At 36.3% G+C, this 14076-nt stretch carries 11 protein-coding genes; 6 read left to right on the top strand and 5 right to left on the bottom strand.

Annotated features, from left to right (window positions below):
• Positions 1–196 precede the first annotated feature (196 nt).
• The 4 genes from FN817_RS08365 to FN817_RS08350 all read right to left on the bottom strand — a co-directional run bounded on the left by FN817_RS08365 (position 197) and on the right by FN817_RS08350 (position 3906).
• On the bottom strand, positions 197–1024 hold the full coding sequence (locus FN817_RS08365; protein ID WP_142717528.1) for a YoaK family protein: 828 nt from the start codon (positions 1022–1024) through the stop codon (positions 197–199).
• A gap of 27 nt (positions 1025–1051) precedes the next feature.
• The gene (locus FN817_RS08360) at positions 1052–1546 is read right to left on the bottom strand and encodes a hypothetical protein (protein WP_142717527.1); all 495 of its coding nucleotides are present in this window, start codon (positions 1544–1546) and stop codon (positions 1052–1054) included.
• Between the two features lie 230 nt (positions 1547–1776).
• On the bottom strand, positions 1777–3195 hold the full coding sequence (locus tag FN817_RS08355) for a sensor histidine kinase (RefSeq protein WP_047421967.1): 1419 nt from the start codon (positions 3193–3195) through the stop codon (positions 1777–1779).
• Between the two features lie 3 nt (positions 3196–3198).
• Entirely contained in the window at positions 3199–3906 is a 708-nt protein-coding gene (locus tag FN817_RS08350; RefSeq protein WP_047377977.1) for a response regulator transcription factor, read from the bottom strand.
• A gap of 193 nt (positions 3907–4099) precedes the next feature.
• On the opposite strand from FN817_RS08350, the gene FN817_RS08345 reads away from it, so the two are divergent.
• From FN817_RS08345 to FN817_RS08320, 6 genes are all read left to right on the top strand, one after another.
• Positions 4100–4669: a helix-turn-helix domain-containing protein gene (locus FN817_RS08345; protein WP_142717526.1), complete on the top strand. Its 570-nt coding sequence runs from the start codon at positions 4100–4102 to the stop codon at positions 4667–4669.
• 596 nt (positions 4670–5265) lie between these two features.
• Complete coding sequence (locus FN817_RS08340; RefSeq protein ID WP_142717525.1) at positions 5266–8091, top strand: TonB-dependent receptor; 2826 nt, start codon at positions 5266–5268, stop codon at positions 8089–8091.
• Positions 8092–8100: 9 nt separating this feature from the next.
• Positions 8101–9411, top strand: coding sequence for a DUF5690 family protein (locus FN817_RS08335; RefSeq protein ID WP_142717524.1), 1311 nt, complete (start codon positions 8101–8103; stop codon positions 9409–9411).
• A gap of 11 nt (positions 9412–9422) precedes the next feature.
• Positions 9423–10577: a TIGR03364 family FAD-dependent oxidoreductase gene (locus FN817_RS08330; RefSeq protein ID WP_142717523.1), complete on the top strand. Its 1155-nt coding sequence runs from the start codon at positions 9423–9425 to the stop codon at positions 10575–10577.
• Between the two features lie 7 nt (positions 10578–10584).
• Complete coding sequence (locus FN817_RS08325; RefSeq protein ID WP_142717522.1) at positions 10585–11253, top strand: HAD-IA family hydrolase; 669 nt, start codon at positions 10585–10587, stop codon at positions 11251–11253.
• A gap of 397 nt (positions 11254–11650) precedes the next feature.
• Positions 11651–13504, top strand: coding sequence for an alkaline phosphatase family protein (locus FN817_RS08320; protein WP_142717521.1), 1854 nt, complete (start codon positions 11651–11653; stop codon positions 13502–13504).
• A gap of 73 nt (positions 13505–13577) precedes the next feature.
• On the opposite strand, the gene FN817_RS08315 is transcribed toward FN817_RS08320, so the two are convergent.
• Positions 13578–14063, bottom strand: a complete 486-nt coding sequence (locus tag FN817_RS08315) for a GNAT family N-acetyltransferase (RefSeq protein WP_142717520.1) — start codon at positions 14061–14063, stop codon at positions 13578–13580.
• Positions 14064–14076: the final 13 nt, after the last annotated feature.

Here is a 14076-nt window from a genome sequence, read left to right as displayed (position 1 = left end):
TGTTTGTAATGAAGGGCGTTAGCAAGTTAATTGCTTCAATCCGAAAATTTCATTTCAACAACTATGAAAAACACGACAAAAACAAGACATTCAGAGATATTTAAGTTAATTTTTAAGGAAAAATGCCCCTATTCCATAATAAAATAAGGGCACTTACAGCTAGTTTATACAAAAAATTAATAGTGTGTTTTATATTTTAATCCTCAAAGACAAGCTTTCTTTTCTTCTCTCTTTTAGGAATTCCATGGATTTTATCGTACAGGTAAGCAAAAAGATTCGGTTTTTTATAAATCCTGCTGTATCTGTATTTTGTATTAAAATGTCGAATATGAATTTTATAGGCATCATACCCGATTACGATCAACAAACATATACTGATTACATAGAACACCCTGAATTCCAGGTAATAATATGTTAACCCCGAGAATACCGCTCCCATTACGTAAGCAAGCATAATGCTCATCAGAAGTTTTGCTCTGCCAATCAGCTCTCCGTTTTTTCTGTATTTTTTCTGTGTAAACATAGACACCAGGATTCCTAAATCGGTGGTTGTTCCGGTAAGATGGGTCGTTTTCACAGAGAAGTTGGAAATACTTGCCGTAAGACCATTTTGCAATCCGGTAGCGAAAAGCATCAATGCCACCAGATATTCTGTTTCTTCTAATGTTTTCTGGTAATAAAACTGCCCGTACACTCCTACAAACAGAAGACATATAATTTCCAGCACAATGGGCATAGAATGGGCAAAATATTTACTTTTCTTATTAAAATTGATGACAATAAAGTTAGACAGGAAGCTTCCGAAGAAGAATAAAAAGATCCATCCGCCCACCACAGCTACCTGTGTCCAGTTTCCTTTACTTATTTCTGCAGCTAAAATAGCGTAGTGTCCCGTTACGTTCGATGTAAAGGAGAGAAATATCAATAGGGAAGCAATGTTTATAGTACCCGCCGTAAAGGCAGTCAGCGTCCCCAACCTGATATTGTCTCCCAGTGTCCTGCTGTTACTATAATTTCTTAACATTTTTTATTTTTTTAAATTGTGTTTTATTTAGACCTCTACAAAGATCTCTGCCAGTCTTCCTCTTTCCGGAAGTCTTTCTCTTACTTCAACGGTAATTTCATGGGATTGCAGCTCTTTGCATTTTTTGATGTAAGGAATCAGATCAAACTTGCCTTTTCCCTTACTTTTGATAGATGGAGAATAATAAGCCTCTTCAATATTTTCTGCTTTTACATATTGATTGAATGTTCTTTGGAAACTTCCTGTAAAGACATCACAGATGATTTTGTTAACCAGATGAGGATATTTATTACTGATAATTCCAAAAGCATCACAGAATTCTGCAGGTCTGATTTTATTGAAAACCGATGTTTTGGTCGTGAATAAAAGGTCTCTGATAGAATCTCCGGCATCATATCCGGAAGTCAGAAGGATATTGTATTGGTTCTGATCTTCTGAGGCATCTTTCTCCTTAAGTACTTTTTTCAATATATTCAATGACTCAAGAGAGTAATCTGTTGCAATTAAAATTGTTTTAGCCATGTTCTTTATTATTTTGTATTGTGTTTATCTTTTTTGATGATACAAAACTAGAACGACCAAATTAGAAGATCTTTGGAATGGAATTAAAATGTGATTAAAGAGATTAAAATGAGATTAGAAAATTGTTAACGGAAGTTCATATGGTTCTAGAAAAAAATTGAAAAAGAATAAAACAAGCAACACAAAGCACTGATTATCAAAACAAACTAATAACAAGTGAAAAATTCAGATTAGAGGTTCTTATTTATTTCTTCTCCTTTCATTGTACTATAGAAATTCGGGAACTTCATCTGTACGGTTGTTCCCTGATTCTCGTGTGAACTCACGATCAGTTCACCGTGATGCATTCTTACAATATTTCTTGCTAAAGGAAGTCCAATTCCATAGCCTTCATAATTATTGGTGTTAGAGGCTCTGAAGAAGGGATCGTAGATTTTATTCATTTCCACTTCCGGAATTCCGATACCATTATCTTTTACAATAATATAGACATCTGTATTAGTGGCTCCCAGAGAGACTTTCACCTGCTGGAAATTAGAATATTTACAGCCATTACTGATGATATTCGCTACCGCGAGATGTAATAACTGCTCGTTCCCCTGAACTTTCAGTTTTTTCGGATTATCGGGAAGCATGCTGATATCCAGATAGATATTGTTTCGGGAATCGATTCTTCTCAGCGTTTCGATAACATCCCAAAGAAGCTGATCAATTCTCACCTTATCCATTTTCTGGATCTTTCCGTCGAATCCGGTTTGGGCAATCATTAATAATGCTTTGATCTTTTTATCCAGTTTTTCAGCTTCATCCAGAATAATTCCCAGAGTTTCTTTGTATTCGTCGGCAGTTCTGCTGATGGAAAGGGCAACATCGGCTTCTCCCATGATGGATGTAAGAGGCGTTCTCAATTCGTGAGAAACATTTCCGATCAGGTGATTCTGGGTTTCGAAAGAAGTTTCAATACGGTTGAGCATATCATTGAAGGTATCTACCAATTCATTAAGCTCCTTATTATCAGGCTGTGATTCCAGTCTTAAATGAAGATTTTCAGAACTGATTTCCTTTACTTTTCCCGTGATTTTTAAAATGGGCCTGAATAATGTTTTGGACAGATAAAAAGAGAAGATCATACTAAAGAATAATGAAAGTACAATACACGTAATCAGTGTTCTTTTTAAAAATCCGAGATAATAAACCACATAATGGTTTTTGGCAGAAGCTATCGCGATATAATCTTTATCATCATACCTGAAGCTTTGTCCTATATAATAAAATTCTTCATCATTATAATTGGATTCCCCCTCTCTGATGATATTTTTAAAAAAATAATCCGGAATATGAACTTCCTGGGATATTTTTTTAAAATTGGAATCGGTAGGAACGGCAAAAACATAGTCTTTTTCCATTGGAAGTTCCTCATCATTCAAACTGTTAAGCACATAGTTTTCCGGAAGGTCGAGATGGTCTTTGCTTTTCTCAATCTGAACAATGGTAGCTGTTCTGATCTTCAGCAGCTCATAAAACCTCTGATGCGAAAAATTAACGATAGAAAAGTACACCAAACCACTGAACAACAATATGATGGCTGTAAAAACTAACATCAAAAGCACCATCGTTTTGGTCTGATTTGTAATGACTTTATTAAACATCTATCATGTTTTTTTCAACACATACCCCATTCCTATCACGGTATGAATCAACTTATTATCATCCTGGCTATCCAGTTTTTTCCTTAAATAATTAACATATACATCTACCACATTGGTCCCCAGCTCATAGTTTACTCCCCAGACCGCATCCAGGATCTCTGCTCTGGAAATCACTTTTTCAGGATTATTCAGGAAATACAACAGGAGTTTATATTCTGTGGAAGTAAGAGAAATATCTTCTCCTGCGCGGGTTACTTTCTTTGTATAGTCATTCACCATCAGATCCGAAAACTGAAAAACATGTTCATTATCCGGCTCCGGTTCAGCGATTTCCTGCGGACCATTGTTATTACTTCTTCTTAGCAAAGATTTCACACGTGCCACCAGTTCGATGAATTTGAAAGGTTTCACCAGATAATCATCTCCTCCGCTTTCCAGTCCGAGAACAATATTTTCCGAAGTTCCCAATGCCGTTAAAAACAAAATAGGAACACTCTGATTGGTTTTTCTTATTTCTTTACACACATCCAGACCATTCATTTCCGGAAGCATAATGTCTAAAATTACCAGATCAAAATCATTAGCCTGCACCAGCTGTACTCCTGTACGCCCGTCAAAAGCTACAGAAATCTCATATCCATTTTCCTGAAGTCCCTTTTTAATGAAAGATACTACACTGGTTTCGTCTTCGATAAGAATAATTTTTTTCATAGATGAAATAAGGAGTTTTACAAAAATAGGGAAATTTTCTTGGGGAGAAAAAGTGGAGAATATCAGAGAGTCAAGTAGCAAATAATAATTTTCAATGAATTGATTCCCTCCTGTACCTAAACTCTATAGAATAATATTACCTTTGCTTTTAATAGAATGATGAAAAAATAATTCAGGTTAAATTGCACAGCGTATGAACGATTTTTTAATAGGTATCGGCAAGAGATTAAAGGATATTAGAAAAAAGAATAATTTAACCATCAATGATCTGGCTTTCAGAGCAAATGTAAGCAATGGTCTTGTTTCAAGGATTGAAAATGGTAGAACGATTCCTTCGCTTCCTGTTTTATTAGATCTGATTCAATCTCTTGAGATTGATGCCAGCTATTTTTTTGAAGGAGTTGAAAAAAAATCCAACGCCAAATTCATCTATGTTCCGAAAGAAAGCCAGCAAGTCATAGAAAAAGAAGTAGAAGCTGAAGGTTTTAAATACATGCATATCTTCAGCAAGAGTCTTCATTCCCTAGGGTTTGAAGCTGTTCTACTAACTCTTGAGCCCAATTCTAAAAGGGAAAAGGTCATTACGGATGCCTGGGAATTCAAATATATTCTGAAAGGAGAAGTAAAATATGTGATTGATAATGAAGAAATCATCTTAAAAGAAGGAGATTCTTTGTATTTCAACGGAAAATTTCCTCACGTTCCTGTAAGCATCAGTGATGAAAGCTGTGTAATGCTTGTCCTTTATTTTTATACTGCATAACAGCATATTTTTTTAACGCAAAGTTTTTGATTTGACTTTGTCATTCTGACGAAGGAAGAATCCTATTTTCATTCAATAGTATGAGATTCTTCATTACATTTCATTTCATTCAGAATGACAATTCTTGAGAAGATTCATTCCAAGGGTATAACCTTATGATAAAGCTTCATCAGCGACAAGGTCGCACCCTTTGCTTCCTTATAAATATACTGTTTGAATCATTAAAATTTTGCGTCTAAAATAATAATCATTTTACTCATTATCCTTCAATTTCTAATTTCCAGACAATACAAAAGTTTACAAATATGCAACTTTTAATTTTCCAGACTGTCCTAAAATGAACGAAATATTAACTAAAAAATCGCTGTTTTGGTTCAATTTCTATTGCATAATTATAAGGAAATATTTACTAAAAACATGATGTGAACAGCATCAATCTCTGTTTCGCTCTGTTTTCAAAGATCAGATTCAATGCTTTTCAAAGTAAAACAGCTGTAACAAACAGGGTCTATTTGTTAAATAATACTTAATACAAAATATTTATATATATTAAAATTATTAGCGTGATTTGCATGAAAAATTTAATATATGTAAAAATGAAAACAAATTTAGAGAAATTACTTACCCTTGTTTTTGTCTGTCTCATCGTTTGTGTTTCAGCGCAGAAACAGTTAATTATAGGAACTGTTCTTGACGACAGCCAGCCTCTCCCCGGGGCCACAGTCAAAATAAAAGGCTTATCCAGAAATATAACAACTGATATTGAAGGAAAATTTGTCATCAATGATATCAAAGAGGGCCAATATACTTTACAAATAAGCTATATAGGTTATGAATCTTCAGACATCAATGTAGATCTGAAACCGGAACAAATAGCTGATCTGGGAATCATCAAACTTTCTCAGCCCCGAAAAAACATCGATGAAGTAGTGGTTACGGGAACACTTAAAAATACAGAAGCAAGAGCATTAAATCTTCAGAAAAATGCCATCAACATTACCAATGTTATTGCTTCAGACGGAATAGGAAAGCTCCCGGACAGGAATGCAGCAGAGACGGTACAGCGCGTACAGGGAGTTTCTATTGAAAGAGACCAGGGAGAAGGAAGATTTGTTTCCCTGAGAGGACTTCCGCCATTCTGGGCATCTACAACCATCAATGGAAACAGACTTCCAACAGCTGAGGAAGAAACAACTTCCAGAGCTACAGCTTTCGACTTCTTTCCTACGGAATTGATCTCATATGTGCATGTAAACAAGTCTTTTACCCCGGATATGGAAGCAGACGGAATTGGAGGTGGTGTTAATTTTATCACCAAAACGCCTCCAATGAAAACAGAATTCAAAGCAACAATTGGAAGCGGATATAATGCAAAAGCTGACAAAGGTGTTTATAACCTTGGATTCTTGTATGGAGGAAGAACAAGAGATAAGAAATTCGGGTATTTGTTCAATTTTGCTCATTTCATAAGAAACTGGTCTACAGATAATTTCGAGGCAAGAAGAAGCGGAGACGAAGGTGTTTTCAGACTGGAACTCCGTGATTATAACGGGGTAAGAAAGACAACAGGGATCAATACGGCTTTTGAATATGTTTTATCTCCGAAAACCACTTTCTACTTAAAAGGAATGTATGGTACATTGTCGGATGACGAAACCCATTACAAACACAGAATCCGGTTTGACAAGTTCAGCAGCGCCAATAATACAGCGAGAGTTGAGCTTCAGAACATTCACAATTTACTGATTACAAAACTTACTTCTGTTTCTTTGGGAGCGGTTCATCAATTAAATAAAGGAAAAATCGACTGGGATTTATCTTATTACGACAACAAATTCAAGTATGGAAATATCCCTGACAAACAGAACAATTCTTACTATGTTATCAAATATACCCAATCTGGTGTAGGCATCAATCCTGATTATATTTCCAATCATGGAAATGGCCCAAGAGCTTACTGGAAAGCGGATGGTGGAAAATTAGATTATAAAAACCCGGATGCTTTGTTTGGTTTCTACAGTGATCCGAACTTCAAGATGGATGCTTCCCAGATGAGATTTACAGATCTTGAATTCTATAAAGTTTTTGTAGAGGAAAAGGATAAAATTGTAGCAGCTTTCAACCATGAGATCAATGCTTCTGATAAACTGACTTTAAAGTATGGTTTTAAATATAGAGATAAAGAGCGTAACGCAAAATTCTCTGATATTTTCTACAACTGGAGCAACGGAACGGCCCCGCTTCTGTCTGATTTTTCGAAATATATCACGACACAGCCGAACGGACCGAAATATTTAAGTGAAATGAATGCCCACATTGGGAATACTTTCGGGCCGGTACTTTCCATCAATGGAATGAATCAGTTCTGGTATGATCATCAGGGAAATCTGAAAATTAATACTGCTGATTCTGAAGCGTTGGAATACAACAAAGCATTAGGAAGAAATTTTGATGTTTTTGAAAAACATGCAGATGCTTACGGGATGGCAACCTATAAACTGAATGATAAGATTACGATTTTAGGAGGAATCAGATTATCCAATACCAATACGAAAGTAAGAGGATACAGCGTAAATGATGATGTACTGACTCCTGTAGAAAATACCAAAAACTACCTGGCTGTTCTTCCAATGATTCATTTAAAATATACGCTGAACGATAAAACCAATCTTCGTTTTGCAGCAACAAGAACTTTCTCAAGACCGAATTTCGGAGATCTGACTCCCGGAGGAACTTATATTGAAGCAGATAACGAATTTAAAGGAGGAAATCCGAATCTTAATCCTACCTATTCTTTGAATTTTGACCTGATGGGCGAATATTATTTCTCCAACATAGGGATTTTAAGTGGTGGCGTTTTCTATAAATCTATTACAGATCCTATTTTCCAGGATTCTTTTATCGGAAATTATAATGGAAACAACGGAGTACAGTTTACCGCTCCAAATAACGGAAAAGCAGCATGGTTGGGAGGTATTGAACTGGGAATCAATAAGAGATTTGATTTTCTTCCGGGATTTTTACAGTATTTCGGAGTGCAGCTGAATGCTACATTCATGACTTCTGAAATGGAAAAACCAAGCGGAAGAACCGTTGCCCTTCCCTATCAGGCAAAGGAATTGTATAACGCGCAGCTTTTCTTTGAGAAAAAAGGATTCAATGCAAGGCTGGCTTACAATTATAAAGGGAAATATGCTGTAGAGTATGCCGAGGAAGACATCAATGATTCTTATTATGGTAAATACAGCAATCTTGATTTCGGAGGCTCTTATCAGTTTACAAAATACCTGACTTTATACGCGGATGTCAACAATATTCTGAACAAACCTCTGATCTATCACTTTGGTAAAAATGAAGACCGTCCTGAGCAGGTAGAATATTACGGCGTACGATTCAATCTTGGAGTAAAACTGAACTTCTAAACCATGATCATGGCCAGAACACTCAATAAAAAAACATTAGTAACACTGAAAGCCGCTTTTGCTGCTTTTGGTGTTTACTTCTGCATGTACGGCTTCAGAAAGCCTTTTACGGTAGCTTCTTTCGAGGGACTTTCCTATTTCGGAGTCGATTATAAGATTCTGATTATCATTGCACAGGCAGTAGGCTATTTTATTTCAAAATTCATTGGGATTAAATTTATTTCGGAACTGAAACCCCGGAAAAGACTTACTTATCTGTTTATTTTCATTGCCATTGCAGAACTTGCGTTGTTAGGATTTGCAGCCGTTCCCGCTCCTTACAATATTATATGTATGTTCATCAACGGAATTCCGCTGGGAATGATCTGGGGAATTGTTTTTTCTTATATCGAAGGGCGCAAAACGACAGAAATCATTGGTTTATTTTTATGTTCAAGCTTTGTGATTTCTTCAGGATTTACAAAATCTGTAGGGAAATTTTTAATGGACACGTTCTCAATTTCTGAATTCTGGATGCCGTTTTCTGCCGGACTTATCTTTATTATTCCATTGATTCTTTTTGGCCTGCTTCTTGAAAAAATTCCCCAACCTTCGGACGAAGATATTTTGCTTAAAAACAAAAGACAGCCATTGAATGGCTCGGAAAGAAAAGCACTGATCAAGCAGTTTTTTGTTCCGATTGTGTGTATTATATTTCTATATATCAGCTTAACGGTCTTAAGGGACTTCAGGGATAATTTTAACCGGGAAATCTGGGACGGACTGCATTTCAGTTTCGACAGTTCTATTTTTACCTTAACAGAGATTCCGATTCCGGTGATGGTTCTTTTGATCTTAAGTTTTATGGTGAAAGTGAAAAACAATAAAAAAGCATTTGCTTACTATCATTATATCCTTTTCGCAGGAATTCTTACCGTAGGGCTTTCTACTTATCTTTTTCAGCAGGGTTCATTATCTCCGGTTTTATGGATGACGGTTTCCGGTTTCGGAATGTATATCTGCTATATTCCTTTTAATGGAATTTATTTTGACCGGATGATTGCTGCTTTTGAGATCAAAGGAAATGTAGGTTTTCTGATCTATATTGTAGATTCATTCGGGTATCTGGGAAGTGTTCTGATTCTTCTGTATAAAAACTTTGGTTCAGCCCAGACTTCATGGTTGCATTTTTATATCAGCTTAAATTATATCATCACCGTTACGGTTTTCATTCTTTCGGTGATTGCTTTTCTGGCTTTCAGGAACAAATCAAAGCCGAAATCAAACTTAAACTCAAACTCTAATCAATTCATCAATTTCGATACGTCGAAAATTTTATAAATAACAATACAATGACAACAAAATTTGATTTACTCGTTGTAGGAGGTGGAATTTTAGGAACATTCCATGCTTATCATGCGCTGAAGAAAAATCTTAAAGTAGCTATACTGGAAAGAAATTCTGTTCCTCAGGGCGCTACTGTAAGGAATTTCGGACAGGTAGTACCCTCGGGAATGGATCTGAAATGGCAGAATTTCGGAAGAGAAAGTCTTGCCATCTATCATGAACTTCACACGCAGGCACACCTTACCATCAGACAAAACGGATCTGTATATATCGCTTCCAATGACGAGGAACTTCAGCTGATTGAAGAACTTTATGAAATCAACAGAAACAATGATTATGAATCTGTTTTATTATCAAAAAGCGACTGTATCAAGAAATATGACGGTCTCCGTTCGGATTATTGCAAAGGAGGACTGTTTTTTCCACAGGAACTTTCTGTAGATTCTGCAGATATGATCGTAAAACTTCATAAACTGCTTCAGGAAAAGATGGGATTGCAGATTTTCTATAACACCACAGTTATTGAAACCCTTGAAGATGACCAGAAATGTACTGCTGTAGCGGCAGACGGAACAGCTTTCACCGCGTCTAAAATCATTATCTGCGGCGGGCATGAGTTCAAAACTTTATATCCTAAAGTATTCAATGACAGTGATCTGGAAGTGAGTAAACTTCAGATGCTTCAGACCAAACCACAAGGAATTTATTCCCTTCAGGGGAATATTCTTACCGGGCTTTCTGTGAGAAGATATGAATCATTCAGCGAATGTCCTTCTTTCCAGAAAATCAAGGCTTTAGAAGATCCAAATTCTTTTGAAAAGAAATATGGGGTTCATATTTTATTCAAACAAGCACTTGACGGTTCTGTCATCATCGGAGATTCTCATGAATATGCAGATGCTAAAAATTCAGATGATCTTGGGTATGATCTTAATATGGAGATTGATGAATTTATGATTCTTGAAGCTAAGAAAATTATTGATCTTCCCACATATGAAATTCAGAGAAGGTGGTTCGGAATTTATTCCCAATGCAAATCCAAAGATATTTTCGAGCACAGCCCATCTGCGAATATTCATATTGTAACAGGTATCGGAGGAAAAGGAATGACGGGAAGCGGTGGCTTCTCCAGGTTTAATATTGAAAAAATTTATGCATAAAATTTAAATGAAAAATATAGAATTATTAGTTCTGGATATGGCCGGAACAACGATTGATGAGGACAATGTAGTATACAAAACACTTACCAGTGCTGTGAATGATTACGGCTATGTTGTAAGCCTTGAAAAAGTATTATCCAGCTGTGCCGGAATGGAAAAACTGGAAGCCATTACAAGTCTTCTAAAGGAAATTAACGGAAATGAAGAAGATGCTCCCGCTATTTTTGAAAATTTCTCAGATCAGCTTAAAGAATCTTACAAAAAACTTGAAGTAAAACCCATCAACGGAACGGAAGGTTTCCTGCTGAGCATGAAGTCTCAGAACAAAAAAATCGTTTTAAATACCGGATATACTTCTGAAATCGCTCATCAGCTTTTGAATAAACTCAACTGGAAAGAAAGCATTCATTTTGATGCTTTGATTACTGCGGACGATGTTTCGGAAAGCCGTCCAAGCCCTGAAATGATCCTTCTTGCAATGAAGAAATTCAATATCACTGAAGCGCATAAGGTTTTAAAGGCAGGAGATTCTGTCATTGATGTTGAAGAGGGTAAAAATGCAGGCTGCGGGCTGACGATTGCTGTCCTGTCAGGAGCTCAAAGTAAGGCGGAACTTGAAAAAGCTTCCCCGGATTATATTCTTAATACCATTTCTGAGGCTGAAGATCTTCTTTAATAGCTCTTTTTCAAACTACTTTTAATACTTCTTGGCACAAACATTTTCATGGATATTTCTATTGAGAATGTTTGTGTTTTTTACCACCCCGTCAAATCTCTGATTTGACACCCCTCCAGAGGAGGGGAATGTACGGATTATTAGGTATTTGTTATAACCGACATTTCCAGCAACCTTTTTTGATCTTCTAATCAAAAAGCCTGAAACTTAAAATAAACAGAATCACTTTCTTTTGTGACTTTTGTGGTTAGTTTCTAAGTTTTCCCTATGAACTTTTTAATTATCAATTAATTAACTTTCAGTTCATAATTATTTACAAATAGTAAACTAATTTTACAATAGTTAAAAATAAATTACTATTTGTAAACTTTTCTACTTTCAAAAACTCTTTTTCCTTATGAAAACAAAACTATTCTCAATGGCTGTTGTAATGAGCTGCTTTCTTGGAGCCCAGACAAAAAAAGTACTTTTTATCGGAATTGACGGATGTCGTGCAGACGTAATGATGTCTACGCCTACTCCAAACATCCAAAATCTTATCAGTCAGTCAATCTATTCTGTTGACGGACTTTGCGCCGCCACCACCTGGAGCGGAAACGGATGGAGTACTATGCTTACCGGTGTATGGCACACTAAACATAATGTTCAGGACAATAACTTTACAAGCCCGAACTACGCCAATTACCCCGATTTCATAACAAGAGCGGAAACTTACAATCCGAGCCTGAGAACCATTTCTCTAGCTCACTGGGCACCAATCAATGATAAAATCATACAGAATGCGGATGTAAAGACTAACCTGGCAACAGATCTTGCAGTAAAGAATGCTGCTGTAACGGCTTTGCAGAATGATAATCCGGATATTCTCTTTGTAGATTTTGACGATGTAGACCACGCAGGACATTCTTACGGATTCTCATCAGGTGTTCCTCAATATGTTTCCTCTATTAAAACTACCGACACTTATATAGGAGAAATTGTTGCCGCTATGAAAAACAGACCTTCTTATAACAACGAAGATTGGTTGGTCGTTTTGACTACAGATCATGGAGCGGTAGACAGTTCTCATGGTGGCGGAAACCTTTCTGAAAGAAATATTTTTACGGTGTACTCCAATCCGGGATTTACTCCACAGCAGATCAGCAAAACCGTGCTGGAATCCAATAAAACATTCAACCAGTTGAATTTCCCGGCAGGAACGTATGCAAAACCATCTAACCAGACACCTTTCAATTTTGGAGCGAATCAGGATTTTACCATTGAATTTTGGGTAAAGCCTAATGCATCTTATTCCAGTGATCCGGTGATGATCAGTAATAAAAACTGGGCTAACGGAAAAAATAAAGGATTCGTTTTCTCAGGATATTCCGGGAAGACTTTCAAGATGAATATTGGTGACGGGACGAACAGAATTGATCTTGTTGGCGGAAAAGTAGAAACCAATAAATGGAAACATATTGCTGCAAGCTTTGACAGAGATGGCCTTGTAACGCTCTATGAAGACGGTGTTCCGGTAACTTTTGCTAAAATGAATACCATTGGAAATATTGATTCCGGGCTTCCTTTAACTTTAAATCAGGATGGTACGAATGCTTATGGAATTAATCTCGCGGCATCTTATAAAGATGTAAGAATATGGAAATCTGCACTTCCAAATGATGTGATTGTGAATTGGGCAAATCAGGATATTACATCTTCGCATCCTTATTATTCTCAACTATTAGCCAATTGGAAATGTAACGGGACTTCAGGAAATACATTGACAGATGCAAGTCCAAATACTAATAATATGACTGTAACTGGTTCCCCAACGTATAATGCCAATACAGTGAACAATTTTAAGGTGTATGATTATACGTCAACAACAAGAGAAACAGATCATTTCCCAACGGTATTGAACTGGCTTTGTATTCCGGTGCAATCTTCATGGGGAATTGACGGAGTGAACAGAATTCCGGCATGCTCCAAAGAAGTATTGACATCAAAAGAGACGAAGGTAATGACTGATGATTTTAAAATTTATCCGAATCCTGTTTCAACCTTCATCGGAATCCAGTATAAAACTGAAGATAAGGAAATTAAAGCAGAAATCATTGATAATAAGGGATCGATTGTTTCTACTACGTCTCTACAGTCTTCAAGAGGATTTTACGATGAAAAAATCAATATCGGAAATCTTCCGGCAGGAGTGTATTTCATTAAAATCAGCGGAAGCAAAAAATCACTGACCAAGACTTTCATCAAGAAATAAAACTGTAAAGCAATTAGATTTAAATTTGATATTAGAACAAGGATATTTCTATCCGAGTTCTAATATTTTTTTGTTATATATTCAGATTCAGCTCCATCTGCACATCTACACGGTCATATCCTGCATCTACAATAGGCATATACTTAAAGCCCAGCTTTTCATAAAGTTTTATTGCAGGAACAAGAACCGAATTTGTTTCCAGGACTATTTTTTCAGCATGCAGGTTTTTTGCCAGATCTACTAGTGCTGCCCCCAGCAAATACCCTATTTTTTTACCCTGAGCTTTAGGACTTACCGCCATCTTTGACAGCTCAAAAGTAATAGGGTTATCCTTTCTTTTCACCAATGCACAAGTTCCCACGGCTTCATTATTTAACAGCGCAAAAACAATATGTCCTCCCTTATTTAAAATATGTTCTTCCGGATTATCCAGCAGCTTATAATCACCGGCTTCCATCACAAAAAATGTTTTGATCCATTCTTCATTCAAAGCTTTAAAAGCTTCTTTATACTGAGGTTCATAGGTTACAATTTTTACTTCATTCTTAATATCATTCATCACTATAAGATTA

The organism is Chryseobacterium rhizoplanae (assembly GCF_900182655.1).
In the GTDB taxonomy this organism is placed as follows: Bacteria; Bacteroidota; Bacteroidia; order Flavobacteriales; family Weeksellaceae; genus Chryseobacterium; species Chryseobacterium rhizoplanae.
This window is presented reverse-complemented; position numbering and strand designations above follow the sequence as displayed.

Bases quoted from the DNA above. Each gene is read 5' to 3' on its own strand.
- FN817_RS08365 (WP_142717528.1), bottom strand. From the start codon at position 1,024: ATGTTAAGAAATTATAGTAACAGCAGGACACTGGGAGACAATATCAGG.
- FN817_RS08360 (WP_142717527.1), bottom strand. From the start codon at position 1,546: ATGGCTAAAACAATTTTAATTGCAACAGATTACTCTCTTGAGTCATTG.
- FN817_RS08355 (WP_047421967.1), bottom strand. From the start codon at position 3,195: ATGTTTAATAAAGTCATTACAAATCAGACCAAAACGATGGTGCTTTTG.
- FN817_RS08350 (WP_047377977.1), bottom strand. From the start codon at position 3,906: ATGAAAAAAATTATTCTTATCGAAGACGAAACCAGTGTAGTATCTTTC.
- FN817_RS08345 (WP_142717526.1), top strand. From the start codon at position 4,100: ATGAACGATTTTTTAATAGGTATCGGCAAGAGATTAAAGGATATTAGA.
- FN817_RS08340 (WP_142717525.1), top strand. From the start codon at position 5,266: ATGAAAACAAATTTAGAGAAATTACTTACCCTTGTTTTTGTCTGTCTC.
- FN817_RS08335 (WP_142717524.1), top strand. From the start codon at position 8,101: ATGGCCAGAACACTCAATAAAAAAACATTAGTAACACTGAAAGCCGCT.
- FN817_RS08330 (WP_142717523.1), top strand. From the start codon at position 9,423: ATGACAACAAAATTTGATTTACTCGTTGTAGGAGGTGGAATTTTAGGA.
- FN817_RS08325 (WP_142717522.1), top strand. From the start codon at position 10,585: ATGAAAAATATAGAATTATTAGTTCTGGATATGGCCGGAACAACGATT.
- FN817_RS08320 (WP_142717521.1), top strand. From the start codon at position 11,651: ATGAAAACAAAACTATTCTCAATGGCTGTTGTAATGAGCTGCTTTCTT.
- FN817_RS08315 (WP_142717520.1), bottom strand. From the start codon at position 14,063: ATGAATGATATTAAGAATGAAGTAAAAATTGTAACCTATGAACCTCAG.